This window comes from Pedobacter yonginensis (assembly GCF_003173595.1).
Lineage (GTDB): Bacteria > Bacteroidota > Bacteroidia > Sphingobacteriales > Sphingobacteriaceae > Pedobacter > Pedobacter yonginense.
This window is the reverse complement of sequence record NZ_QGNZ01000005.1, coordinates 139,919-165,371: the sequence shown is the minus strand read 5'-3', so window position 1 is coordinate 165,371 and position 25,453 is coordinate 139,919. Positions and strand designations below refer to the sequence as shown.

Below are 25,453 nucleotides of genomic sequence, written 5' to 3'. Positions count from 1 at the left end.
CCCGCCAGAGCCGATGGTACTGCGGTAACACGTGGGAGAGTAGGTCGGTGCCAGATCTTAAAAGAAACCCTGTAACTAACGTTGCAGGGTTTTCTTGTTTTATACCCTTTTTTTATTCCATACAGCTGTTTGGCCATTTATGAATAGCATATTTAGCACATCACATGTAATCTTATCCGCCCTAATTTTCAGGAAATTTAAATAAATAGGGCCTTCTTCAATTCAAGCCCTCCATTCTCCAATCGGTATCTATAAGGTACTTTGATCTTATCTCCCCATATCTATTACATTATTAATAAAATTTAATCTTTTTTAAGCTCAACTGATGCAATTATGCTAATATGCTAAGGTTTGCGATAATATTTGGTTATCTTTGTTTTTAACAAAAATATAAGCATAAGTAAATGAGTTTTTTTGCAGATAAAAGAAGGGAAGTAATGATGCATATTGAAAAATATATGCTCGAGTCGATGGGAACTTATTTGAAACCAATTGACACGAACTGGCAGCCTTCTGATTTTTTACCAGATTCTACAAGCGAAACATTCTACCAAGATATTAGGATTTTAAGGGAAAACGCAAAAGATCTTTCGTATGATTTAGTAGCGGTTTTGATTGGCGACACGATTACTGAAGAAGCTTTACCTACCTATGAATCATGGCTTGCAATGGTTGACGGACACAGCAGAGACGAAGAAGGCGGTTGGATGAAATGGGTTCGTCATTGGACAGCAGAAGAAAATCGTCATGGTGATTTATTAAACAAATATTTATACTTATCTGGTCGTGTAGATATGCGTCAGATGGAGATTTCAACGCAATATCTTATTGCCGATGGTTTCGACATTGGTACAGGACATGATCCATATCGCAACTTCATATATACTAGTTTTCAAGAATTGGCTACTAATGTTTCGCACAGAAGAGTAGCTTCCTTAGCGAAGAAAGATGGCGATACCTTGCTGTCTAAGATGTGTGGTGTGATCGCGTCAGACGAAGCTAGACATGCTAAAGCTTATAAAGATTTTATGAACCGTATTTTTGAGGTTGATCCTAATGAAGCTATGTTGGCTTTTGAAGATATGATGCGTAAGAAGATTGTGATGCCAGCTCATTTTTTGAGAGAAGTGGGTTTGAAAATTGGGCAAACTTTTGGCCATTTTACAGATGCAGCACAGCGCTTAGGTGTTTATACTGCCGTTGATTATGTAGAGATCATGCAACAATTGATTATTGATTGGAAAATTGAAGGCATGCGCGATTTAGATGAGGCAGGAGAGAAAGCCCGTGATTATATCATGAATCTGCCATCAAGACTATTGAAAGTTGCAGAACGCATGAAGAATCCAACGATTGATTACAAATTTAGCTGGATAGCCGGTTAAAATTAATAATATTCAGACATTTACAAGCCCCGTTTCTAAACAGAAGCGGGGCTTTCTTATTTAAATCTTTCATGGAAAGCTCTTTCCAGATTTTCGATATGGCTGGGATGGGCTATACTAATTAACGCTTTAGCTCTCTGTTTCAAGTTCATCCCGAACAGGTTTACCTTTCCATATTCCGTAATAATCCAATGTACATGTCCGCGTGTTGTCACTACTCCCGCACCTTCTTTCAAAAATGGTGTTATTCTTGAAATTCCCTTGTTTGTGATTGACGGTAAGGCAATAATTGGTTTTCCACCTTGTGAGAGGGAAGCGCCGCGCATGAAATCCATTTGCCCGCCAATACCAGAATATTGGTAAGTGCCTATTGAATCTGCACAGATCTGTCCAGTTAGATCAATCTCAATTGCGCTATTTATGGCAATCATATCGTTATTTCTTCTGATGATACTGGTATCGTTAACGTAGCTAATGTCTAATACTTCTATTTCTGGATTGTCATCCACAAAATCATAAAGCTGTCTCGTACCGGCCATGAAACTTGTAACCGACTTTCCTCTGTTGATTTTCTTTTGGCTATTGTTAATTGCACCATTTTGAATTAATGGAATTACACCATCAGATAGCATTTCTGTATGAATGCCTAAATTTTTGTGATTGCTTAGGTTTTTTAAAACCTGATCGGGTATGGTACCTATTCCAAGTTGCAAAGTGGCTCCATCTTCTATTAATTCAGCTATGTTTTTGCCAATTTGTTTTATGGCTTCTGTCGCGCCACTTTCATAGTTTATTTCTGGAAGTTCTGCCTCATGCCAAACCAAACTATCAATTTTATCTACATGAATAAAACTATCTCCATGGGTACGCGGCATTTTCGGATTTACTTGTGCAATGATAAATTTGGCTACCTTCACGGCTGCCCTCGCAATATCAACCGATGTTCCTAATGAACAATAGCCATGTCTGTCTGGTGGGGATACATGAATGATTGCAACGTCAATGGGTAAAATGTTACTCTCGAAAAGCTGTGGAATTTGGCTTAAGAAAATTGGAATGTAATCGCCAAAATTGCTGTTTGCAATCTTTCTGGTATTGGCCGATACAAAAAGAGAATTGATGAAAAAGCTTTTTCGGTATTTCTCATCATTGAAATCCACATCTCCAAAGCTAGTGATGCTCACAAGCTCTACCTTTTTTAATTCCTGATGTCTGTTTTGCAACGCATGAATGATATGAATTGGGGTTGCTGCACTTCCATGAAGAAAAACTCGGTTACCTGAATGAATATTTTGCACTGCTGCTGCAGCACTAACGTAATTGAGTGTTGGCATGTAAAGATCAAATTAATTTTAGCTAAGTTATCCATTGCTGGATGGATTTCTTGTTTTAAAGTGCTCAAAATAATTTGATCTTAGTCATTTTTTTACTCAAAACAATCTCTACATGTTTCTCCTATATTGACCACCTACTTCGTAAAGCGCTTTGCTAATTTGGCCTAAAGAGCAAACCTTACAAACTTCCATGAGCTGCTCGAAGATATTCTGTCCTTCAATGGCCGACTTTTGTAGGTTTTTTAGAAGTGCAGCAGATCTGTCTTCATTTCTTTCTTGAAATTTTTGTAGTGCGGAAATTTGATATTGTTTTTCTTCCTCTGTTGCACGGATAACTTCTCCAGGAATAATTGTTGGTGAGCCGTTTTTATTTAAGAACGTATTCACCCCAACAATAGGGTATTCTCCCGTGTGTTTTAGTGTTTCGTAATAAAGACTTTCTTCCTGAATTTTACCTCGTTGATACATCGTTTCCATTGCACCAAGTACCCCTCCACGATCGTTTATTCTTTTGAATTCTGCAAGTACGGCATCTTCAACCAAGTCTGTTAATTCCTCGATTATGAAAGCACCTTGTAGCGGGTTTTCATTTTTAGCTAATCCCAATTCGCGGTTTATAATCAACTGAATGGCCATTGCTCTTCTTACAGATTCTTCCGTAGGGGTTGTAATGGCTTCATCATATGCATTGGTGTGTAAGGAGTTACAATTATCATATATGGCATACAGAGCTTGCAAAGTGGTTCTGATATCATTAAAATCGATTTCCTGTGCGTGTAAAGATCGCCCGGAAGTTTGAATGTGATATTTCAATTTCTGAGAACGATCATTCCCTTTATATTTATTTTTGATTGCTTTTGCCCAAATTCTTCTGGCTACTCTGCCAATCACTGCATATTCTGGATCAATACCATTTGAAAAGAAGAACGATAGATTGGGTGCAAAATCATCAATATGCATCCCACGGCTTAAGTAATATTCTACGAAAGTGAATCCATTACTCAAAGTAAAGGCAAGTTGAGAAATTGGGTTAGCGCCCGCTTCAGCAATGTGATAGCCTGAGATGGATACGGAATAGAAATTCCTTACCTTTTCATCAATAAAGTATTTTTGAATATCGCCCATCATTCTCAGGGCAAATTCTGTTGAGAATATACAGGTATTTTGCGCTTGATCTTCCTTCAAAATATCGGCCTGAACCGTTCCACGTACTGAACTTATTGCCTTGGCTCGTATTTCCGAATAGACATCTGGCGGCAATACTTCATCTCCTGTAACGCCCAAAAGCATTAGACCAAGACCATCATTTCCTAAAGGGAGCTCGCCTTGATAACTTGGACGAGTTGTGTTTTTAGCTTTATAAATCGCTTCTATTTTCTCCTGAATTTCTTCCTGTAAGCCATTTGCGATGATGTATTTTTCACATTGTTGATCAATAGCCACGTTCATGAAGAAGCCCAATAACATGGGTGCAGGGCCGTTTATGGTCATCGAAACCGAGGTGGAGGCTGCACAGAGATCAAATCCAGAATAGAGTTTCTTTGCATCATCTAAAGTAGCGATACTTACGCCAGAATTTCCGATTTTACCATAAATATCCGGACGGATATGAGGATCTTCGCCATAGAGCGTTACAGAATCAAAAGCTGTTGAAAGGCGATGTGCGGGTTGCCCTAAAGAAACGTAATGGAAACGTTTGTTTGTTCTTTCCGGTCCACCTTCTCCGGCAAACATTCTGGTTGGATCTTCTCCTTCACGTTTAAGTGGAAATACGCCTGCCGCATAAGGAAATTCTCCCGGGAGATTTTCTGTGAGTAGCCAGCGTAAAATGTCGCCCCAATCTTCATATCTTGGCAAAGAAACCTTCGGAATGTTTAATTTTGACAGGGATTCGTAATACAAAGGCAATTTAATTTCTTTGTCGCGCACCTTGTAAACGAAAAATTCTTCTTTGTAGGCTTTTTTGGTTTCAGGCCATTGGCGAAGTAATCTTTTACAGGTTCCATCTAGTTGTTCCTCAAAAAAATTGTAGGCTTCTTGTAATCCAGCGCCCAATGAAAGGGATTGGTGTTCTTTAGATAAATCCATCACACCTTTCAATTGGTACATTTTTCTGGCAATACTTGATTGCTGATTGACCCAATCGTTATAGGTTTGACTGGCTTCTGCTATTTCTGCTAAATATCTGATTCGGTCTGGTGGGATGATGTAAACTTTTTCTGATTGATCGGATGTAAGCTCCATTTTTGCATGGAAATCTGTTCCAGTTTTTTCTTTTATCTGCTGCATTAAGGCAACAAATAAATTGTTCATTCCAGGATCGTTAAATTGAGAAGCCATTGTTCCATAAACTGGAATTTCCTCATCTTTTGCATCGAAAATATTGTGATTCCGTTTGTATTGCTTACGCACATCTCGCAAGGCATCTAAAGCACCTCTTTTGTCGAACTTATTTATGGCAACCAAATCTGCAAAGTCTAGCATATCAATTTTTTCCAATTGAGTGGCAGCGCCAAATTCTGGTGTCATAACGTACAAAGAAACATCGCAATGTTCGGTAATTTCGGTATCAGATTGTCCAATTCCCGAAGTTTCCACAATAATGAGATCGTAACCTGCTGCTTTGCAAATATCAATACTCTCTTGTACGTTCTTTGATAGCGCGAGATTTGCTTGGCGAGTGGCTAAGGATCTCATGTACACTCTGGGATTATTAATCGCATTCATTCGAATTCGATCGCCCAAGAGTGCGCCACCTGTTTTTCTCTTGGAGGGATCGACAGAGATTATGGCAAGGGTTTTATCTTTAACTTCTACCAGAAATCTTCGAACCAGTTCATCCACTAATGATGATTTGCCTGCGCCTCCCGTTCCGGTGATGCCGAGTATTGGTGCTTTATTGTTTTTGGATAACTTTTTGAGTTCATCCACAAATTGCTGAGCGCCTTCGGGATCATTTTCTGCAACGGTGATGGCCCCTGCTATGGCTTTGATGCTTTTGGTAGGTATGGTTGCAAGTTCATCGGTTATGCTGGCTTTGGTCACGAAGTCGGTTTTTTGCAACATATCATTTATCATACCTTGTAAACCCATTTTACGACCATCATCTGGAGAATAAATTTTAGAAATGCCATATTGTTGCAACTCTTCAATTTCTGAAGGAAGGATTACGCCTCCACCGCCGGCAAATATTTTGATGTGTCCTGATCCTTTTTCTTGAAGCAGATCATACATATACTTAAAATATTCTAGGTGACCACCTTGATAAGATGTCATTGCGATACCTTGAACATCTTCCTGTATGGCACAATTAACCACTTCATCAACTGATCGGTTATGCCCCAAATGAATAACCTCCGCTCCAGACGACTGAAGAATTCGACGCATGATGTTTATCGTGGCATCGTGTCCATCGAATAAAGAAGCTGCTGTAACGAACCGGATTTTATTTTTAGGTTTATATATTTCTACTTGTTGCATATTTGTGGATTCTTGGGATAGAAAAGGAAGATTTTTCTAAACTTATTGCTTGTATATATTTGGTATGCAAATGTAGCAAATACTTGTTATTGGATGGTTTTTTAATGATATTGATACAGTAATAAAACAAAAAAGCCACCGAATTGGTGGCCTTGGTAAGTTATTTATTGGTAATCTCGGTTATGGGTTCTCCAACACAACCGTTTGGCATTTGTATGTGGAGCAGGGCTGCAAGTGTTGCAGAAATATCTGTCATGTAATGTGTCTTGTTTGAAGCACCCTGTTTAATTCCCCAGCCCATAAATACCAATGGGATGTGGGCATCGTATGGATTCCAGTTGCCATGGGTTGTACCAGTGCTGCTGCCATTAAACCAATTCGGATTTAGTATGTAGTAAAGATCTCCACTTCTTCTGGCATTGTAGCCATTGGTTATCATTGTTTTTTGAATTTCTGGAAGTGTAGATTGTGCTATTCTAGAAATGTCAACTACGTTAGCAAAGCCATCTAGTTTTTTTAAATACTCTATAGATGCAGCTTTAATTACGTCGAAACTCACTGATCCGTTATCTGTTTTATCGTGATCGAAGATAATCTGATTATTCATGGATCTTAACACGATGTTGTTGACCTTAAATTTTTCATTTAAGAAGGCATTCAGTTTAGTGGCAATATCTCTATCACTGACTACACCTGCAGGGATTTTATTTTCTGTCATAAAACCGGGTACATGTGCTGCGCCATGATCAGCAGTTAAGAAAATGGTGTAGTTTCCTTTACCGACTTTTTTATCCAAATAGTTTAGAAATTCTTCCACATCCTTGTCTAATCGTAAATAGGTGTCTTCCACTTCGATAGAGTTTGGTCCATATCCATGTCCGATGTAATCGGTTGATGAACAGCTCACTGCTAAGAAATCGGTGTTGTTGTCTTGTCCTAAATCTTCGGATAAAATGGCCAGTTTTGCTAAATCTAAAGTGATCGTATTTCCATACGGTGTACTTCTGATGGCATCAAAGTTTTTATCGATGTTTTGTGTAAGCTGGTGCGGAAAGGTGCTTGTTTTACCTTCATAAGCTTTTTCATCAGCGGTGCTGTTTACGTAGGTATTAATGGGATATAATGTTTCCCAGTTTTTGGCGTAAAACTTATTTGCCAACTTTAATTTATTGTAATCTGCAATCCATGTTGGTACCGCTTTCATGTAATATGAACTGGTGATCCAGTTGCCGGTTGTACCTTGATACCAGTATGCAGCATTTGCTGTGTGTCCTGCCGGAAGGATAGAACCTCTATCTTTCAAGGAGATGCCGATTACTTTGCCTTTAAAATTGGTGGACAATCGAAGTTCATCTGTTATGGTGCTGGTTAACATGTTTTTTGGAGACATTTGGCCTTCTGATGAAGGTGTGCTTCCAACGGTCGTAACAGATGTATCTTCCGTACAATATAAATTCTTTTTTGTTTCAGCATCGTACCAATCGTTACCGATTATACCATGCAGCGCTGGAACTGAACCTGTATAAATACAAGTGTGTCCGCATGCAGTATAAGTTGGGGTATATGGGATTAAAGTATTTTCTACAGAGAAACCTTCGTTAACTAACCTTTTAAAGCCTCCATTTGTATATCGATTGTAGTATCTGTATAAATAATCCCAGCGCATTTGATCAACAACTAGGCCAACAACCAATTTAGGTCTGGCAACTTCGGCGGGAAATGCTTTTGGTTGTGGTGATGTGGTTTTTTTGGTTTGCGCAGAGGCAATGGATAGCGAAAAGAGCGATAGGGAAAAGATTAAGTAAGATATTTTCTTCATTCTTATTTTTGTTATTCGGCTAAAGTAACAATTTTTAGATGAAGAATTTTTGAAGTTTTTGTAAAGTTTTTATAGGGATTCTGCAACAACGAAGGTACTCCCACCGATGAATATTAAATCATCCATACTGGCTAATTCGATTGCCTTTGACTTCGCCTCTGCAACAGAATTAAAGGTTTTTCCCTGTAATCCTAATGCCTTAGCCTGTTCTTGAAGATCTTTAGCATCTAAGCCTCGCTCTAAATCTGGTTTGCAGAAATAATATTTTGCATCCTTTGGTAATAATGATAGCACTTTTAAAATGTCTTTATCTTTCACCATGCCAAAAACTAGGTGTAGGTTTTTATGCGGGGTCTGCTCGATGTTTTTTACCACTTCCGTTATTCCGGCTTCGTTATGGCCCGTATCACAAATGATTAGTGGGATTTTGCTCAACGTTTGCCAACGCCCTTGCAATCCTGTTCGTTTTTTTACTTGTTTTAAGCCTTTATAAATATTTTCTGTTGAAGTTTTAATTTCGGTGTGCTGATTCAATACTTCAAAAGTTTGCAAAACGGTAAGCACATTTTTTGGCTGATACAGTCCGGTTAAGTCGCTTTGTAGGTTTTCGAATTTAAGTTCAGCAGCTTGAAATATGTTGAGATGCAGTTTGTTATTTTTCACGGAGATATTGTTTGCGGATAGAACGGCATCTGCAAAAACGATTGGGGCATGCATTTCATCCGCTTTATTTAAAAAAACGCCTTTTGATTTTTCTTGCGTTTCTCCGATAACCACCGGGATATTTTGCTTGATGATCCCTGCTTTTTCTCCTGCAATTTCTTCAATGGTATTGCCGAGCATATTGGTATGATCCATACTGATGTTGGTAATCACCGCAATTTCTGGCTTGATGATATTTGTTGAATCCAAGCGGCCGCCTAAGCCCACTTCGATTACGGCAACATCTACTTGATGCCTTGCAAAATAATCAAATGCCATGGCTACCGTAACTTCAAAGAAAGAGGGCTCTACTTCTCTAATTAGTGTTTTTTGTTGTTGAACAAATTTTATGACTTCTGTTTTTGAGATCATTTTGCCATTTATTCGAATACGCTCCCGAAAATCTTTCAAATGGGGCGAAGTGTATAGCCCGGTTTTGTAACCTTGAGCTTGCAATACGGAAGCCAGCATGTGCGATGTTGACCCTTTACCGTTTGTACCGGCAACGTGAATGCTTTTAAATTTATGCTGGGGTTGATCTAAAGCTTTGCAAAGAATTAGGGTGTTAGTTAAATCTTTTTTAAAGGCTGCTGCGCCGATACGTGTAAACATTGGAAGTTTACTGTACAGATAATCAAGTGTTTGCTGATAGTTCAACATGAATAAGGATAAGCGTAATGGAACGTTGATTGCAAAATTACTTCACTTTAAAATTGAAAACAACTACACCTGTTTGGCTATCACCGCCAACATCTGTTTTACTCAAAGATGAATTCAATACGGCTTGAATGCATTTATTAACCAATTCTGTATCTGTAATGGTAGAACCTTTTAACTCTTGGTTGGCTCTTGTAATTGCGCCTGCTTTGTTGAAATAAATCCTTATGGCCACTTTACCTGTTTTCTGTCCGTCATCTTTCGGGATAACTAAATTTGAAAACCGTCTTAATTCGATAGGTTTGTTTCCAAAGCCTGAGCCCCCTTCGCCGTAGTTGTTTGATAGTGGGTCGCCATTAACGGAACCTTGATTTCCGGCTGTTGAGCCGGTTCCATCTCCACCGCCCTGCCCGGTATTTTTCTTGCCTTTGTATAAGGCATTTTGGTTGATAACAGGTTTAGAAGGTTTTTCTTCTGTTGTGGTTGTTGGCGTTGAAGAAGTTGCCTTTTGAGGTTTTGTGTTAATGCTTATGGCTTCTTCTGTGTTTTGTGTCTGGATGTCTTTATCGCTACTTTCTGTAGATGTGGTTGGGGTAACTTTTTCTTCTGGTGTTACCTTGTCTGGCCTCTTATTATTTGCATTTGGATCGGCAGATGGTTCTTCGATGCTGGTGTAATCGTCGCCCATACCTTCGGCAGAGGTGCCGTAGTTAACTACCATACCGCCCATACCCAATTCTTCGGGTGGTTGGTAAGAACCAATCACGATTATAAAGCTTATGGCCAATAAAAGGGCCATAATGCCAATTGAAATGGCAAATGCTTTTGGGTAATTATTTTCTTCTTTATGAGTCATTATTTTTTAGGCTCAACCGCTACTACAAGTTTTAACTTTAATTTATTTGCGATGTCGTTCACTACAAAACCATCTTGATAGGTTACATTACGAGATACGTACAACAAGATGGTCATATCTGGTGCTAATTTCTGGTATCCTTCCAATACGGGTTGTAATTCTTCTATGCTTACCGGTTTTTTTTCAACGAAATATTTTAAGTTTTCGTCTATGGTTACGGTAACCGCCTTTTTAGCTGTAGATTGCTGTCCGCTAGAGGATTGAGGCAACAGTAGTTTAACTACGGTTGGATTTACCACTGCAGAGGCCAATAAGAAAAACAGCATCAGAAAGAACATGATATCGTTCAGTGCTGATGTATGTACTTCTACACTTCCTTTTGTTCTTTTGCGTAAATTCATTATTTGCCTGGTTCTTCTAATAAATCAATAAAATCAATTGCATCGGTTTCCATTTTAAGAATGATTTTCTCTACCATGATATTTAAAATGTGGTATAAAACGTAGGCTATGATTCCTATAATCAACCCCGTTGCTGAGGTAATCATTTTGGTGTACAAACCTCCTGAAATGGTGCCGATTTCGATTGCGCCTTTGATGGATACTTGATGGAAGATGGTGATTACCCCAACAATTGTACCTACGAAACCGAGCATTGGTGCAATTCCGGCAACGATGCCTAAAATACTGATGTTTTTTTCCAATTTGGAAACTTCTAATTTGCCAACGTTTTCAATAGCACCCTCAATGTCTTTAATTGGACGACCAATACGTTTTAGTCCTTTTTGCAACATGCGAGATAGGGGAGAGTTATTGTTTCTCAACATCGCAGATGCGCCTTCTAAATTTCCAGCTTGGATGTAAGTTCTAACTTGACCCATCAGGTTAGACTCGTCTTTAGTGGCTTTTTTGATGGTTATGTAACGTTCGAAGAAAATAACCAAAGCTAAAACGGCCAAAAATGCCAAAGGAATCATTACCCAGCCACCTTTAAACAGTAAATCAATAAAATGTATCTCTGGTGCGGGTTGGCTTAACGTTGGGTTAGCTACCTGTGCGGTGTCTTGCAATGCTTGTGTAGTGTCTTGAAGAATGGTTAATAGGGTCGTCATTATGGTGTGTTTATCTGTTTAATGTCTAATTCTTTTATTCTAACTTTTTTGCTTAAAGCTGGTCTGGCTTCAAAAGCTTCTTTCTCTGTTTTAAATGAAGCAATACTTACTTTTTTATAAGGGCCTTCTATGGGAACAATTTTAGCTGATATTCCATAACCTTTCATTTGTTGAATGAATTGTTCTGCTTTTTTAACCGTTTTAAAGGAAGCTCCAATAATGTGGAAGGTTGTATTTCCAGCCATTACATCTGATAGTGCCGGCTTTTGTGATGCTAAAGCGGCTTTTTTAACACTATCTTTTTTAGGTACAACCTGATTGGCTTTTAAAATGCTATCTGTTTTTGCTATGGAATCTTGCTTTAACTTTGCGGTATCCACTGTAACTTTTTGCGAATCAATAGCTACCGGAGCTTGTTTTTGATCAACTTTGGCTACTGGCGTGAACAATTCCGGTTTAATAAAATAAAGAAGGCCGCCAATTACAGCTAAAATTAATATACCAACCAATATTTTAGGCCAGATTGATTTGCTTTCGTCCGCGCTGGTTTCATCTAACAGTGGATCATGGCCAAAACGTTCTGGATGTTCGGCATGCTGTTCTTTGATAAATCCAGGTGCTTCTATAACTTCTTCAACCGGCACGATTTCTTCGTGTTCAACAACATCATCGTGTAAATTGATGTAAGTTTTTGGTATTTCAACTTCAGGTGTATGGCCAAAACGATTCGGATGTTCCTCGTGTTGTTCTTTTATAAATTCAGGAGCATCAATGATACCTCCCTTATGCTCATCGCTACCTTGCTCTGATTCCGGCGTGTGCCCAAAACGGTCAGGATTTTCTTGATGTTGCTCTTTTATAAATTCTGGAACTTCTGCTTCTGCTTCCAGTGGTCCTGAATGCTTCAGGGTATTTTTAAGGTCATCCTTAACTTCATCCAATTCTACGTTTTCTATAACTGGAAAAGTGGCTTCGCTTTCGATGGTTTTTTGCGATTCAGAAGGAACAACTGGTGCTTCTGCAATCTCATCATAAATCTCCCCTTCATCTTCTTTCTGATGTGGTACAGCTACTTCCTCTGCAGAATCATCTGCTGCTTGAATTGATGGTAATCCGTAAAATTCCGATCCGTAACTAACGCTTTGAGCCGGCTCGAAGCTTAAACCTTCGTGTTCGGTATAAAACAGCCTACCAATATTTTCCAACTCAGCTTCATGTTCAATTTCTAATCGTTTATTTACATCGTCAGCAAAGCGAGAAATGTAATGATTGGTGCTATCGGTAGAAATATTTCGTTTAGCAGCAATAAAATTGACTAAATTTTCCGCATCTCTAACTTCGCTTGTAAACTGCAAAGTGTAGCCCGGAGGTAAAAACGACTGTTTTTCCTTATCGTATCTGCCTGGAAATTTCTTTTTATAGAAAGTTCCTAAGCCAGTAATACTGACTTCCTTGCTTTGTTGCAAGAGCTCTAAGAGGTATGATAAGATGTCCATTCTGGTAAAATTAAGCGTTTTTTCTAAACCTACACAATAATTAATTTAATGCGTTTAAAATGAATAGGTTAGTCCGCCAAAAATATTAAATCCGTTTACCTGATAAAATAAATACCTGCTGTAATTACTGTTTAGGATGTTATTCGCTTTTGCAAACACAGAAAATTTATTGTTAATTCTGTACTCTGCGCCCAAACCTAAATCAACATAGCCCTTAACGGTAACAATAGATTCTATTGCAGGGTTTGGAACCACATATTGCAATGGACTAACCGGAGCGGCAATGTTCAATTTGGCTTTAACATCGTCCTGAATCACAACCCCAGCATTAAAGCTTAGTTTTTTATTGTATGTATAAACAAAATTTGAACTCACTTTTAAACCTGGTTTAAACCAACTGTAGGTTTCTTGTGCGGGTTTCCAATCATCAACATTCAGCTTGCCTGTCCATTTTAACGCATCGCTAACTTGCACGGAAATTTCTCCCTCCAAACCTGTTAATTTGGTTTTGCCGAAGTCATAAATCACATCAAATTTATTGAAATCGGTGTAGTTATTTATAAATAGAGGCATATCATCAAACTGCTTAACATATACACGGGCTTTGTAACCAAAGCCAGGACCACCTGTTCCTTTAATGCCTGCGCTGAAACTTAATTTCTCTACGGTGTTCTTGATTAGAATGTTGCTGTTTAACCAAGGGTTTTCATCTGTAAATCCCTTTAAAGAATTTCGGTTAACATCGCCTTTTACCTCTCCAAAAATTTGTAAATAATCTGGAATTAGAGTGAAGTCTGCAGTAACGGATGGGAAGATTCTTGAACTGCTGTATGCACCAAACTCCTGAACGAAGTTAATACCCGCTGTAATTTTTGCGCCTTTCACTTGTAAACGGATGTATGGATTTAACCGCAATAGGTTATTTCCTACGCTGGTTAAGGCATCTTTAGTATTCCCAAATTCTGCAGCGGCTGCCAAACCTAAGTTTAACGAACTAATTCGTTTGTTTAAATAACCGTTAGCGGTAAAATAATTTTCCTTTGCACTGAATTTATCGCTCCAAACGTAGCCATTCGCTTTTAAGGCGTAGCTTAGTGCATCCTCATCTTCTGTAAAGTTTTTAACCAACTCGCCTTCTGCCTCGAACATCGTTAGTGCCTGTTTTTCAGGATTTGGATTTAATGCGGGGCGATCGTTATCGATGCCATAAAAGTGAACGCCATTTCGCTCGAAGTTTACCCGGCCACTAATGGTATTTTCTTCTAAAATGCTGCGACCAAAAACACTTAGCTGTTGGCTACTGCTATTTTGTTTGTTTAATTTTCCCTCCTGGCTAAAATGCTTAAAGTAACCTCCAACTTGCAGGCCTTCATCTTTCCCGGTGTTAAAATAGGCTTCGCCTAAAAGTGTTGCTAAAGACCCAAATGCACCTTTAACGTAATTGTTAATCAGTACGGTTTCTTTTTCGTCGGCCAGTTGCTGTGCCTGCAATTTTTTAATATCACTATTCAGTTCTAACTTTCTATCGGTTAGGCTGTAATTTAGCTTTGCCTTGTAGGTTTTTACATCATCTAAATTCGGACTTCTTCTCAGTTTTACGGCTTCTGCCAAAATTGGTTTATAGGGGCGTACAACTTCAATTTCTTCGTTTACGGTGGCTTTTTCTTCAGTTTTTTTATCCTGTGCCTGAGCCGTCATTAATCCGGCGGCTAGGAAAAATAATGAACTGTATATATATTTAATCGACTTCATAATTCTACTTCTTCTGGTTTAGTTTTTCTAATTTTTGTTTCGCAGTAGGGATAATGTCATCCTTACCATCGTAATTATCGATAATACTTAGAAGTGTACTTTTTGCTTGCAAATTATCTTTAAGTGCAACATAGTTATCCGATAGTAAGATGAACGCTTTAGCTACCCAATAATCATAAGAAGCCATGTTGTTAATAATGTCGAAGCATGATTTTGATGAAGTTTTATAATCGCCTTTGGTATATTCTAACTGAGCGAGATTGTATTTCGCCTCTGCTGCAGCAATGGTTTTGGTACTTGCAACAACGTTTTTAAATTCTTTTACAGCTGTGGTTGTATCGCCTTTTAACAAATATGCTTTGCCTGAATATAAACCAGAACTGTTCTTTTCTTCTTCAGAAGCTTTTTCAGATTCCTTGGTTAATTTTGCATATTTTAACATATCATCTGGCATATTAAGTGCGGTATATGCCTTTAGCAAACTGTTAATTGCGTAGCTGTAATGTGCCTTGTAATCTGTTGTGGTTTCTAATCTTTTCAGATAGACGATTGCTTCATTGTATTTTTTCTGATCTAAGAATACTTGTGAAATACTTAATAAAGAACGTTCAGTATAATCACTTGTCCAATCATTTAAAATAAATTCGTAATCTGCAACTGCTTCATCTGGGCGTTTAAGTTTAACTAAAGATTCTGCCCTGATAAACTTGGCTTCTTTTTCGTGTATTGCCTTCGGAAATTTATCGAAATAAGCATTAACGGCTTGCAATGCACCGTTGGCATCTCCTTTTAAATAAAGATTGTTTGCAGCGCTGAAAATGATATTATCTTGCTCTGCATTTGAATAATTGCCTAGTGGTGTAGTTCCTGCATAAGCAATAAACCCATTCGCATCCCCTTTGTCAACATAAATGTTTTTGATGGATTCTAAAGCCTGCTTAGCCTCATCTGCGCTAGGATAATCGCGAATCACTTTTTTGAAAGATTCTAAAGCTGCATCATCTTGATCCTGATTATACTGAACCAATCCAATGGTTACCAGTGCTTTGGGTACGTAGCTGCTTCTTGGATATTTAGCCACGAGTTCTACTAAATCAGATTTTGATTTATCAAAATCGCCTTTGTTAAAATAGGTATAAGCCGTTTCAAAACCAGCATCATCTGCATAATTTGAATTTGGAAAAGTTTTCAATAAGCTTTGCATGGTCGCAATTTTGGTATCATATTGAGTTTCCAAACCTTGAATCATTCCTTTTTGAAACAATGCATAGTCTTCTGCACTGGTTTTGCGACTGATGATTTTGTTATAGTTCGACATTGCGTTGCCATAATTCTTATCTACGAAGTATGAGTCGGCCAGGCGGATGGTTGCATCATCAATTGTTTTTTGATCTTTATCGCTTCCGGCTAAAAATTTCTCAAAGTAATTTGCGGCTTTGCTGTATTTTTCATCTTCAAATGCGGCGTAGGCCAATGCGTAATTCGCAAAATTATACACGCCTGTTTTATCAGCATCAGGCATTTTTAGGAAAAGTTCAAACGTTTTAACGGCCTCACCAAATTTGCGAAGTTCGTACATCGATTCTGCTTTCCAATAGGTGCTTAAAGCATTGATTTCATTGTCCTCTGGAAACTTTTCTGAACGTAAAAACATTGATAGCGCATTTGGAAAGGCCCTTTCATTATAGAATTCTAATCCACGGAAATAAGTAACTTTCTGATAGGCTTCTCTAGCTTCAAGTGTTTTATTTGGAATAGGTTCTAAAATATCAACTGCAGCTTGATAGTTTTTGGTGGTTAATAACACTTCACCCAACAAGGTTTTGGCTTCATTGGTTTTCTTGGAGTTCGGGAACTGTTTTAAGAAACCTTGAGTTGCATCTAAAGCTTGTTGATGAAATTCTAGCTCGTAACTCAATTTGGCATAATTTAACCAGGCTTCTTCTTGAATGGCTTTATCGAATGTTAACCTAGACGCTCTAAAAAATGCACTCTGTGCTTTAGGTTTATCGCCCAATTGAATAAATGCCTTTCCTAAGGTGTGCATACCATTTTGCAGATAAACATCATCCGAGTTCAGCTTTTCTAAAACTGAAACAGATTCCTTGTACTTTTTATTTTGAAATAAGGAGTATCCATACTGATAAATAAAGAGGTTGTTTTTGGTTTCGCTTTTATCTTTTGCATAAAATTCGGCAAAATATTTCTCTGCGTTTTTAAATTCTGATTTTGCGAAATAAGAGGCAGCTACCAAGCTCAACATTTCTGGTTCGAATTGTTGTTTGGTTTTTTGCATTGCCGGAATGGCATAGCTAATCACATCATCATAACGCTCATCCAAATAGTACATAGAGGTTATATAATAGGGATAGCTTGCCTCGTAAGTTGGAGAACCCTTTAACTTTTCGAAATTTGCAAGCGCCGTTTTGTATTCTTTATTTAGGTAATTGATGTAGGCAAAATAATAGGTTGCACTTTCCTGAAAATCGCCTTCATCTTTTTTTACCTGCTCAAATAAAGGTTCTGCTTTTTCATAATCTTTCAGCTCGAAATAGGAATAGCCTTGTTTAAATTGATATTCGTTACGTTGTTTTGCAGATAGGGTAGAGGGATCAGTTTTTTCGAACCATTCTAATGCCTTTGTATAGTTTTTTTGGTTGAAATAGGTTCTACCCACATAAAAATAGGCAAGTTTTGTGTTCGGATTTAAGGGGTAATCGCGAATAAACGCCTGAAATAAACTCTCAGCATCGCTATTGGTGAGTTCTAAAGCGCAAACTGCTGCATAGAACTTTGCATTCTCTTTAAGCAAAGATAATTCGGCATTGCTCTCGGTTTGCGTAGATGGCTTAAACCGTTGCTGCTCAACCAGTTTAAACTGTTGCGAGGCCGCGGTGTATTTCTCCTTATCTAATAGTTCTAAACCTGTTTGGTAGTTTTTATTGAGATTTTGTACGGCGCTAACTTGAGCGTATGTACTTAAACCTCCCGCTAAAAATAACGGAATTAGTAAGTATTTTTTCTGCATTGGTTTCAAATATGGTTGGTACTAAATTATAAATAGTATCAAAGCTTATCAACAGAAGTAATTAACAACTGTTAATAACACAAATAAACGAAGGTATGTTTGCTTTGGTATCGGGTTTCGGCCGATTGTGGAAAATTAGCCAGATTATGAATTCACCGGATTAGATTCTGGTCAAAAAATGGACTCGAGATTTTGCATTGTGGGTTGGGTATTTAGAATAATTCGACACCCATACGTCTGCCTTGCCTTTAACTTCTTATATAAGAATAATTAGCCTTGGCTTGCCAATAAATAGAGTACCGCCATCCTTACTGCTACACCGTTTTCAACTTGCTCTAAAATGATAGATTGCTTGCTGTCTGCAACATCGCTGGTAATCTCCACGCCTCTGTTAATTGGCCCTGGGTGCATTACAATAATTTCCTTATCTAAATTGTCAAGAATCTGTTTGTTCAAGCCATACATCATGGCATATTCTCTTAATGATGGGAAATATTTGATGTCTTGGCGCTCCAGCTGAATGCGCAGCATATTGGCTACATCGCACCAATTTAGGGCTTTAATTAGGTTATGTTCTACCTTTACACCCAACTGATGGATGTGCTTTGGAATTAGGGTGGTAGGGCCGCAAACCATCACTTCTGCCCCTAAACGTTGCAGGCAAAGGATGTTTGAAATTGCAACTCTGGAGTGCAAAATGTCACCAACGATAACTACTTTTTTGCCTGCTACATCGCCAAGCTTTTGACGAATAGAAAAAGCATCAAGCAAGGCCTGTGTAGGGTGTTCGTGTGCACCGTCGCCAGCATTTACAATTTGAGCCTTAACATGTTTGCTTAAAAACTGACCTGCACCTGCATATGGATGCCGCATAACCACCATATCCACTTTCATAGATAGGATGTTATTCACGGTATCGATCAGCGTTTCGCCTTTACTTACAGATGAGGATGATGCCGCAAAATTCACAACATCTGCCGACAGTCTTTTTTCTGCCAGTTCGAAAGAAAGTTTGGTACGGGTAGAATTTTCGAAAAAGATATTGGCAATAGTAATATCACGGAGAGAAGGCACTTTTTTAATTGGCCTGTTAATCACCTCTTTAAAATTATCTGCAGTTTCGAAAATCAATTCGATATCATTCCGGTTAATATCTTTAATGCCTAGAAGATGTCGGGTTGATAGTTTGTCTGCTGCCATTTTTATTTATTGTTTTTCAGATAATAAAATCACTTTGTCTTCTGCGCCTTCAGTTGCCCAGGTTACCTTTACTTGTTGAGAATTTAGGCTATCTACTTGATGACCAATATAATCGGGTTCAATAGGGAGGTGTCTGCTAAATCTTCTGTCAATTAAAACTAAAAGTTCAACTTTCTCTGGTCTTCCATAGGCCAAAAGTGCATCTAATGCTGCTCTTATGGTTCTGCCGGTCCACAGTACATCATCAATTAAAATCACTTTTTTGCCTTCAATAATAAAATCGATAGAGTTGCTGCTGGCGGTTACTAAACCATCTTTTCTACGAAAATCATCTCTAAAGAATGTGATATCAAGGTTTCCCTTTAAAATTTTCTTTTTCTTTAAAATGGCTTGAAGTTCTTGTTGAATGCGATCGGCTAAAAAAATACCTCTCGGCTGGATGCCAATTAAAACGGTATTCGCGAAATCGTCGTGGTTTTCAATTAACTGATGGCAGAGCCTCTTAATTGTGATCTGAATTTTTTGTCCGTCAAGAAGTGTTTTCTTTTGCATTGAAGAAGGATTGGGCAAATATATAAAAATGTTTTAAGGTTGGAAAGTTGCAGGCCGATTGTTTTATGTTTTGATGCTTAAAGCGTTCTATTACAAGATTATAAGCGATAAATTAATTGCAGAAGATTAATACTACAAAAATCTGATTTTTATTGAACCTTAAATATTTAACTTTAACCATGGCTCAACCAATAATCTTTTTTGATGGTGTGTGTAACCTTTGCAATGCTTCTGTTCAATTTGTAATAAAGCATGATAAGGATAGCTTGTTTAAATTTACAGCGCTACAGAGTGTTTATGCACAGGAGTTATTGTCCAAATTTAATGTTGATCCTTCAAAATTAAACTCAACTATGCTTCTGGAAGACGGTGTGCTTTATACCAAATCTTCGGCAGCCTTGCGCGTAGCTAGAAAGTTAGATGGGCTTTGCCCCATGTTATTTGGATTTATGCTTGTACCTCGGTTTATACGCGATTGGGTGTATGATTTAATTGCCAAGAATAGATACAGATGGTGGGGCAAACAGGAGCAATGTTGGGTGCCCACTCCAGATTTAAAACTCAGGTTTCTTTCGTAAAATTAAATTAGTGTTGCTTAATCTTTCTGCTCGAAATCCAAAGCCAAAGCGTTAAAATAACTAAAGGAACGGTAATGCTCAACGCTGTTAATTCCAACTGACTTCTTTGGTTTGCAATATCAGCATCTGTTGAAGTAAAAATGTAAACAGTTTCTTTAATTGCGAAAACGGTGATTACAGTGAAGAGAATGGCAAAAATTTTACGCATGTTTTATATTTGTACAAAGATTGAATTATTTTAAGGAAAACCATAAAAAAAAGCCAGCCGGAATTTCCAGCTTACTTACCTCTACCTAATAATAACTAATCTGCAATTTTAACCGGCTCAAGATCATCAAGTTCCTCTGCCGTAAAAAGTGTATAATGTATTTTAAATGTTTTTTGTAAAGGGGTTTCTAATGAGAAACCGCCTACGCCGAAGCCATCCAAAACATCTAAATTAAAGTGTGAAAATTTCCAATACTCAAATAAATCTCGATCGACCCAAAATTCGCAGCCTTCAACTATTCCAATACAAACATCACGCATCCTGAGGTAATACCCACCTTTTTCAAAACATTGAGGTTGTGTGCCTTCGCAACATCCACCAGCTTGGTAGAACATCAATTCGCCATGTTTTTCCTTAAGGATTGCGATTAATTCCTTTGCGGCTTGGGTGCTATCAATTCTGCTAATCATAATCGAAATTGGATTTTAAGTTAAACGTTCATCAATGGAAACGAATGCGAACATTCTGAATTAAAAAAATCCTAATTTATTTTTGTCGTAAGAGATGAGCATGTTCTTACTTTGACGATAGTGTCCTAACATCATTTTGTGATTCTCTCTGCCTACGCCCGACTGTTTATAGCCACCAAATGGTGCACCCGCTGGGTAAGAATGATACTGGTTTACCCAAACCCGACCAGCCTGAATGGCCCTAGGTACTTGGTAAAGTTCGTGTGCATCGCGGGTCCACACACCTGCACCTAAGCCGTACAAAGTATCATTAGCAATTTCTATTGCTTCTTCAACGGTTTTGAAAGTGGTAACGGCTAGCACCGGACCAAAAATTTCCTCTTGGAAAATTCTCATTTTGTTATGGCCTTTAAAAATGGTTGGTTTAATGTAGTAACCAGTTTCTAATTCTCCCTCTAGTTTATTTACATCCCCGCCTGTTAAAAGTTCGGCACCTTCTTCTTTGCCTAATTTTATGTATGCAGCAATTTTTTCGTATTGAATTTTAGATGCCTGAGCACCCATCATCACGGTTCTATCTAACGGACTTCCAATTTTTATGGCTTCTGTTCTTTCAATCACTTTTGCGATAAATTTATCGTAGATATCTTCTTGAATTAAAAGTCTGGAAGGGCAAGTACAAATTTCCCCTTGATTTAGTGCAAACATTACGGCACCTTCTACGGCTTTATCCAAGAAGGCATCATCATGATCCATAACCGAGCTGAAAAATACGTTTGGCGATTTGCCACCAAGTTCTAGTGTTACTGGGATGATATTTTCAGTTGCATATTGCATCACTAAACGTCCTGTTGGAGTAGAACCCGTAAATGCAGCTTTAGAGATTTTTGGATTAGTAACCAGTGCCCGGCCAAGTTCTGCTCCGAAACCATTCACCACGTTAATTACACCTGGGGGAAGTAGATCGCCAATGAGTTCCATTAAAATCATAATGGAAACTGGTGTGCTTTCAGCGGGCTTTAAAACCACACAATTTCCAGCAGCTAAGGCCGGAGCCAATTTCCAGATGCCCATTAACAAGGGGAAATTCCAAGGAATAATTTGTGCAACAACACCTATTGGTTCGTGTACAATTAGCGAAACCGTGTTTTGATCTAGTTCAGACAATGAACCCTCCTCGGCGCGAATAACGCCTGCGAAATATCTGAAATGATCGATGCCCAGCGGTAAATCGGCAGCCAGTGTTTCTCTTACCGCTTTGCCGTTATCAATGGTTTCTACAGTGGCTAGATATTCTAAATTATCTTCCATCCGCTGCGCAATTTTATTTAAAATAAGGCTTCGTTCGGTTGAAGATGTTTTACTCCATGTTTTAAATGCTTCATGCGCTGCATCAACAGCAAGTTCTAAGTCTTCTTTGGTGGAATGTGCTGCCTTTGTAAAGACTTTACCATCAATCGGCGAAATATTATCAAAGTATGCGCCTTTTACTGGAGCAACAAATTTGCCTCCTATGTAATTGTCGTAATGGGTTTTAAATGCTGGTTTTGAAATTAAATTGCTCATAACTTATAGATTTGGTGATACAAACCTAATGGCAAAGCGTAACGAATAGATAGTATAATTGTAGCATTTGGTAGCATTATCGTTTCAAGCTGTGTAACCTTGTTGAAATACTTTTATATTTGATTAATAAGTAATGTGAGTTCGGTTTTTGAGCCCTTAGGGAGAAAGACCAAAACAAATCTATACCCGTTAAAATGCTGAAATAAATTGAGCATGAACGGACGAATTTTAAAAGATGGTTACAGTACCTTGTCCTATATTTATTTCAGGGTCTTAGCTTTTTTAAAAAGATATGATTGTTATTCCGAACTCACGTAAAGTACTATTTCTAACCAAATCTTTTTGATATGCAACATACATTGGATCAGGTGAACCTAAGCAATTCTAAAAGTTTGCAAACGCTTGTCGAAAATAGAACGTCATACACGTTAGAGCGTTGCGAACTGAATGTTTTCGAAACTTATACCGAATCTTATAAAGTTCCGCTAACCTTTAACGATTTTGTAATTACCAGCATGTTAAGGGGTAAGAAGGTAATGCATTTATTTGATAAAGAGGGCTTTGATTATTTTCCCGGTCAAACGGTTATTGTGCCTCCTGCCATTACCATGCAAATCGATTTTCCCGAAGCCACCAATCTGAATCCTACTCAATGCATTGCTTTGGCTATCGATCAAGAACAAATTAAGAAAACAATTACTTATTTAAACGAATTTTTTCCAAAGGAGGGAAGTAACGAAAAGTGGCTTTTAAATTATGATGAATACCATTTTTACAACAATGAAGAAATTGCTTACCTAATCAATAAGGTTATTAGAATATGCTCAGAACGAACAAAAGAGAAGGATGTTTTAGCTGATTTAACTTTGAAAGAATTGTTAGTGAGAATTATGCAAACTCAGAATTTGAAGACCATTAGCGATGATGGCTACAACCTCAATCAAAATCCATTGGCCTTTGTACTCGGCTACATCAAAGCCAACTTAAACGAAAAAATCAGCATCAATAACCTTAGCGATAAAGCCTGTATGAGCAAGGCTACTTTTTATCGTCTCTTTAAAAGAGAATTAGGCATTAGCCCTAACGATTTTATACTTTCTGAAAAAGTTAACAGGGCAAAAATCTTACTCGCACAGCCTACAGCCAAAGTTGCTTCTATAAGTTACGAACTTGGATTTAGTGATGCCAATTATTTTATTAGAGCTTTTAAAAAGATAGTAGGTATTACACCAGGAGCTTATCAGAATCAAGTTTCTCACACTATTCATTAAGGGTTAAATACCGTTCACTGTAGGTTATGCCCATCAAATCGTAGCGTTTAAATTGAGTTTTTAGTCGCTTTAAAAAATCGGGATAATTGCGCTTATCTTTTGGACTCCATAATATTTCGCTTAATGCATCTAACCTAGGGAAAAGCATGTATTCTACTTTCGCAGGATTTGTAATATATTCAGTCCATAAGCAACCCTGCCCACCCCAAATGTATTTCGCTTGCGCTTCACTTAGTTCAGCTGGTACAGGTTCATAATTGTACACATCAGCTAATGGCGATAGTTTATTGGCCGTTAGGCTATCTTCTTTTACAAATTGGGCATGATTAAAATACATTTTAAGTTCTGGAGTCATAATGGCCTTATGTTGTTGTTTTGCGGCTTCAATTCCGCCTTTTTCACCTTGCCAGCTCATTACAACTGCGTTGGGAGCCAACCCGCCTTGTAAAATTTCGTTCCAGCCAATGATGGTTTTGCCTTTTGCATTTACAAATTTTTCCATCCTGCGGATAAAATAGCTTTGCAGTTCGCTTTCATCTTTTAATCCATTGGCTTTCATAATTTGCTGAGAAACGTCTGATTTTCTCCACCAAATTTTCGACCCTTCATCGCCACCCACGTGTACATAAGGTGAGGGGAATAAGTCCATCACCTCTGACAAAACATCTTCTAAAAATTGAAATGTTTTTTCTGATGGTTGCAAAACATTATTGTATTTATTCATCATGCCCCAAGTTTCTGCAACTTCGTATTTTTTACTGGGTTCGGTTCCCAATTCTGGATAGGCTGCGAGTAAGGCCATGCTGTGTGCGGGCATCTCAATTTCTGGAATGATGGTGATGTAGCGTTTTGCGGCATAGGCAATTACATCCTTAATTTGCGCTTGGGTATAAAAGCCGCCATAGCGAATACCATCTGTTTTAATTACGGCATCTTTTGGCGTTATTTTTACTTCGGTTGGCAATACTTGATATTTGATGTTTTCATTGCCCTTGCCCGGATACAAACCAATAATACTGCCATTACGCCAAGCGCCAATTTCTGTGAGTTTTAGGTATTTTCTAATTTCAATTCTCCAGCCGTGGTCATCGGTTAAATGCCAATGGAAATAATTCATTTTATGGAAGGCCAAATAATCAATGTACTGCTTCACAAAAGCCACATCAAAAAAATGGCGACTAACATCTAAATGCATCCCACGGTAGTCGAAACGGGGGTAATCTGTAATAGAAACCGACGGGATTTGCAGTTGCAACGATTTTGAGGTGGGTAAAAGTTGAATAAGTGTTTGAATGCCTTGGAAGATAGCGGTATCTGAAGCAGAGCCAATAGTAATGGATTGATTTGTAACGTTTAAGCGGTATTCTTTAGGATTAGAAATTTTATCCGAAACAATCAAGTTTATTACATTGGTCCGATTTATATCGGCAATTCTAGTTGTTTTAAGCTCGAAATTGTAGTTTTTGCTTAGGTAACCTTTGAAAAACTCTATGGATGAATAAGCAAGTGAATCGTTGCTATAAATTACCGTATTGCTATCTATTTTAAACGGTAATTCGTTCGATTTAAGCTCCATCTGCACAGGTTGAGGAATAAGATCTATACCTTGCCCAAAAAGCTTTAGGGTACAAGCAGATAGTAGAATTACAATAAAAAGGTTTTTCATGGGGATTCAATTTACGACTTCAAAAGTAATAATTATGAGTGGTTTGCAGGAAGTGGTTTGATAGAACTACCTTACTTTGTTACATAAACCCAATCGGAGGAAAATCCTTTTTGGTTGTACAAATTAATGATCCTGCATTACCTTAACCAAAAAGATTGAACGTAGAGTGGGGCAGATGTGCCCGATAAGAACTTGCTTTGTTTTTACAAATTTAATAACCAAACCTTCTGCGCCTTCCGTGTTGCCGTGGCAAAAAATGCAGAACTCTTTCCGTGGTAAAAAAAAATCCCGATAACTTTCGCTATCGGGATTTAATATATTG

General features: G+C 38.0%; 19 protein-coding genes. 3 read left to right on the top strand and 16 right to left on the bottom strand.

The annotated features are described in order from the left end of the window. The first annotated feature begins 404 nt into the window (after positions 1 to 404). Positions 405 to 1,385 carry an acyl-ACP desaturase gene (locus DHW03_RS18735; RefSeq protein WP_109927384.1) on the top strand — a complete coding sequence of 327 codons (981 nt, stop codon included), beginning with the start codon at positions 405 to 407 and terminating at the stop codon, positions 1,383 to 1,385. Between the two features lie 56 nt (positions 1,386 to 1,441). Here DHW03_RS18735 and DHW03_RS18730 read toward each other — a convergent pair whose 3' ends face one another. The 12 genes from DHW03_RS18730 to pyrR all read right to left on the bottom strand — a co-directional run bounded on the left by DHW03_RS18730 (position 1,442) and on the right by pyrR (position 19,372). Next, complete coding sequence (locus tag DHW03_RS18730; RefSeq protein ID WP_109927383.1) at positions 1,442 to 2,719, bottom strand: acetyl-CoA hydrolase/transferase family protein; 1,278 nt, start codon at positions 2,717 to 2,719, stop codon at positions 1,442 to 1,444. A 108-nt stretch (positions 2,720 to 2,827) separates the two neighbouring features. Then, positions 2,828 to 6,199: a methylmalonyl-CoA mutase family protein gene (locus DHW03_RS18725; protein ID WP_109927382.1), complete on the bottom strand. Its 3,372-nt coding sequence runs from the start codon at positions 6,197 to 6,199 to the stop codon at positions 2,828 to 2,830. A 160-nt stretch (positions 6,200 to 6,359) separates the two neighbouring features. Continuing rightward, on the bottom strand, positions 6,360 to 8,018 hold the full coding sequence (pafA, locus tag DHW03_RS18720) for an alkaline phosphatase PafA (RefSeq protein ID WP_109927381.1): 1,659 nt from the start codon (positions 8,016 to 8,018) through the stop codon (positions 6,360 to 6,362). Positions 8,019 to 8,087: 69 nt separating this feature from the next. Then, on the bottom strand, positions 8,088 to 9,380 hold the full coding sequence (locus DHW03_RS18715) for a bifunctional folylpolyglutamate synthase/dihydrofolate synthase (protein ID WP_109927380.1): 1,293 nt from the start codon (positions 9,378 to 9,380) through the stop codon (positions 8,088 to 8,090). A 37-nt stretch (positions 9,381 to 9,417) separates the two neighbouring features. Further along, positions 9,418 to 10,233, bottom strand: a complete 816-nt coding sequence (locus DHW03_RS18710; protein WP_109927379.1) for an energy transducer TonB — start codon at positions 10,231 to 10,233, stop codon at positions 9,418 to 9,420. Further along, positions 10,233 to 10,634, bottom strand: a complete 402-nt coding sequence (locus DHW03_RS18705; RefSeq protein WP_109927378.1) for an ExbD/TolR family protein — start codon at positions 10,632 to 10,634, stop codon at positions 10,233 to 10,235. Before DHW03_RS18705 ends, DHW03_RS18710 begins: the two co-directional genes overlap by 1 nt. Beyond that, complete coding sequence (locus DHW03_RS18700; RefSeq protein WP_109927377.1) at positions 10,634 to 11,344, bottom strand: MotA/TolQ/ExbB proton channel family protein; 711 nt, start codon at positions 11,342 to 11,344, stop codon at positions 10,634 to 10,636. Before DHW03_RS18700 ends, DHW03_RS18705 begins: the two co-directional genes overlap by 1 nt. After that, positions 11,344 to 12,840, bottom strand: coding sequence for an HU domain-containing protein (locus DHW03_RS18695; protein ID WP_109927376.1), 1,497 nt, complete (start codon positions 12,838 to 12,840; stop codon positions 11,344 to 11,346). Before DHW03_RS18695 ends, DHW03_RS18700 begins: the two co-directional genes overlap by 1 nt. Before the next feature lie 54 nt (positions 12,841 to 12,894). Next, on the bottom strand, positions 12,895 to 14,592 hold the full coding sequence (locus DHW03_RS18690; RefSeq protein WP_109927375.1) for a porin family protein: 1,698 nt from the start codon (positions 14,590 to 14,592) through the stop codon (positions 12,895 to 12,897). Between the two features lie 4 nt (positions 14,593 to 14,596). Then, positions 14,597 to 17,620, bottom strand: a complete 3,024-nt coding sequence (locus DHW03_RS18685; RefSeq protein ID WP_109927374.1) for a tetratricopeptide repeat protein — start codon at positions 17,618 to 17,620, stop codon at positions 14,597 to 14,599. Positions 17,621 to 17,890: 270 nt separating this feature from the next. After that, positions 17,891 to 18,820 carry an aspartate carbamoyltransferase catalytic subunit gene (locus DHW03_RS18680; RefSeq protein ID WP_109932580.1) on the bottom strand — a complete coding sequence of 310 codons (930 nt, stop codon included), beginning with the start codon at positions 18,818 to 18,820 and terminating at the stop codon, positions 17,891 to 17,893. Positions 18,821 to 18,826: 6 nt separating this feature from the next. Continuing rightward, a complete protein-coding gene (pyrR, locus tag DHW03_RS18675; protein WP_109927372.1) occupies positions 18,827 to 19,372 on the bottom strand; it encodes a bifunctional pyr operon transcriptional regulator/uracil phosphoribosyltransferase PyrR in 546 nt (181 codons plus the stop codon). A 179-nt stretch (positions 19,373 to 19,551) separates the two neighbouring features. On the opposite strand from pyrR, the gene DHW03_RS18670 reads away from it, so the two are divergent. After that, the gene (locus DHW03_RS18670) at positions 19,552 to 19,950 is read left to right on the top strand and encodes a thiol-disulfide oxidoreductase DCC family protein (RefSeq protein ID WP_109927371.1); all 399 of its coding nucleotides are present in this window, start codon (positions 19,552 to 19,554) and stop codon (positions 19,948 to 19,950) included. 7 nt (positions 19,951 to 19,957) lie between these two features. Here the strand turns inward: DHW03_RS18670 and DHW03_RS18665 are convergent, their stop codons facing one another. From DHW03_RS18665 to DHW03_RS18655, 3 genes are all read right to left on the bottom strand, one after another. Continuing rightward, on the bottom strand, positions 19,958 to 20,158 hold the full coding sequence (locus DHW03_RS18665; RefSeq protein ID WP_109927370.1) for a hypothetical protein: 201 nt from the start codon (positions 20,156 to 20,158) through the stop codon (positions 19,958 to 19,960). A gap of 95 nt (positions 20,159 to 20,253) precedes the next feature. Further along, positions 20,254 to 20,628: a DUF779 domain-containing protein gene (locus DHW03_RS18660; protein ID WP_109927369.1), complete on the bottom strand. Its 375-nt coding sequence runs from the start codon at positions 20,626 to 20,628 to the stop codon at positions 20,254 to 20,256. A gap of 60 nt (positions 20,629 to 20,688) precedes the next feature. Continuing rightward, positions 20,689 to 22,194: an aldehyde dehydrogenase family protein gene (locus tag DHW03_RS18655; RefSeq protein ID WP_109927368.1), complete on the bottom strand. Its 1,506-nt coding sequence runs from the start codon at positions 22,192 to 22,194 to the stop codon at positions 20,689 to 20,691. 347 nt (positions 22,195 to 22,541) lie between these two features. On the opposite strand from DHW03_RS18655, the gene DHW03_RS18650 reads away from it, so the two are divergent. Next, on the top strand, positions 22,542 to 23,465 hold the full coding sequence (locus tag DHW03_RS18650; RefSeq protein WP_109927367.1) for an AraC family transcriptional regulator: 924 nt from the start codon (positions 22,542 to 22,544) through the stop codon (positions 23,463 to 23,465). Here DHW03_RS18650 and DHW03_RS18645 read toward each other — a convergent pair. Next, a complete protein-coding gene (locus DHW03_RS18645) occupies positions 23,455 to 25,131 on the bottom strand; it encodes a beta-N-acetylhexosaminidase (protein ID WP_109927366.1) in 1,677 nt (558 codons plus the stop codon). The genes DHW03_RS18650 and DHW03_RS18645 overlap by 11 nt on opposite strands. Positions 25,132 to 25,453: the final 322 nt, after the last annotated feature.

What these genes read in the sequence shown, in the direction of transcription:
- DHW03_RS18690 (WP_109927375.1), bottom strand. Translation starts at nt 14,592, where the DNA reads ATGAAGTCGATTAAATATATATACAGTTCATTATTTTTCCTAGCCGCC.
- DHW03_RS18660 (WP_109927369.1), bottom strand. Translation starts at nt 20,628, where the DNA reads ATGATTAGCAGAATTGATAGCACCCAAGCCGCAAAGGAATTAATCGCA.
- DHW03_RS18680 (WP_109932580.1), bottom strand. Translation starts at nt 18,820, where the DNA reads ATGGCAGCAGACAAACTATCAACCCGACATCTTCTAGGCATTAAAGAT.
- DHW03_RS18670 (WP_109927371.1), top strand. Translation starts at nt 19,552, where the DNA reads ATGGCTCAACCAATAATCTTTTTTGATGGTGTGTGTAACCTTTGCAAT.
- DHW03_RS18665 (WP_109927370.1), bottom strand. Translation starts at nt 20,158, where the DNA reads ATGCGTAAAATTTTTGCCATTCTCTTCACTGTAATCACCGTTTTCGCA.
- DHW03_RS18700 (WP_109927377.1), bottom strand. Translation starts at nt 11,344, where the DNA reads ATGACGACCCTATTAACCATTCTTCAAGACACTACACAAGCATTGCAA.
- DHW03_RS18725 (WP_109927382.1), bottom strand. Translation starts at nt 6,199, where the DNA reads ATGCAACAAGTAGAAATATATAAACCTAAAAATAAAATCCGGTTCGTT.
- DHW03_RS18730 (WP_109927383.1), bottom strand. Translation starts at nt 2,719, where the DNA reads ATGCCAACACTCAATTACGTTAGTGCTGCAGCAGCAGTGCAAAATATT.
- pyrR (WP_109927372.1), bottom strand. Translation starts at nt 19,372, where the DNA reads ATGCAAAAGAAAACACTTCTTGACGGACAAAAAATTCAGATCACAATT.
- DHW03_RS18650 (WP_109927367.1), top strand. Translation starts at nt 22,542, where the DNA reads ATGCAACATACATTGGATCAGGTGAACCTAAGCAATTCTAAAAGTTTG.
- DHW03_RS18695 (WP_109927376.1), bottom strand. Translation starts at nt 12,840, where the DNA reads ATGGACATCTTATCATACCTCTTAGAGCTCTTGCAACAAAGCAAGGAA.
- DHW03_RS18715 (WP_109927380.1), bottom strand. Translation starts at nt 9,380, where the DNA reads ATGTTGAACTATCAGCAAACACTTGATTATCTGTACAGTAAACTTCCA.
- DHW03_RS18710 (WP_109927379.1), bottom strand. Translation starts at nt 10,233, where the DNA reads ATGACTCATAAAGAAGAAAATAATTACCCAAAAGCATTTGCCATTTCA.
- DHW03_RS18735 (WP_109927384.1), top strand. Translation starts at nt 405, where the DNA reads ATGAGTTTTTTTGCAGATAAAAGAAGGGAAGTAATGATGCATATTGAA.
- DHW03_RS18655 (WP_109927368.1), bottom strand. Translation starts at nt 22,194, where the DNA reads ATGAGCAATTTAATTTCAAAACCAGCATTTAAAACCCATTACGACAAT.
- DHW03_RS18645 (WP_109927366.1), bottom strand. Translation starts at nt 25,131, where the DNA reads ATGAAAAACCTTTTTATTGTAATTCTACTATCTGCTTGTACCCTAAAG.
- DHW03_RS18685 (WP_109927374.1), bottom strand. Translation starts at nt 17,620, where the DNA reads ATGCAGAAAAAATACTTACTAATTCCGTTATTTTTAGCGGGAGGTTTA.
- DHW03_RS18705 (WP_109927378.1), bottom strand. Translation starts at nt 10,634, where the DNA reads ATGAATTTACGCAAAAGAACAAAAGGAAGTGTAGAAGTACATACATCA.
- pafA (WP_109927381.1), bottom strand. Translation starts at nt 8,018, where the DNA reads ATGAAGAAAATATCTTACTTAATCTTTTCCCTATCGCTCTTTTCGCTA.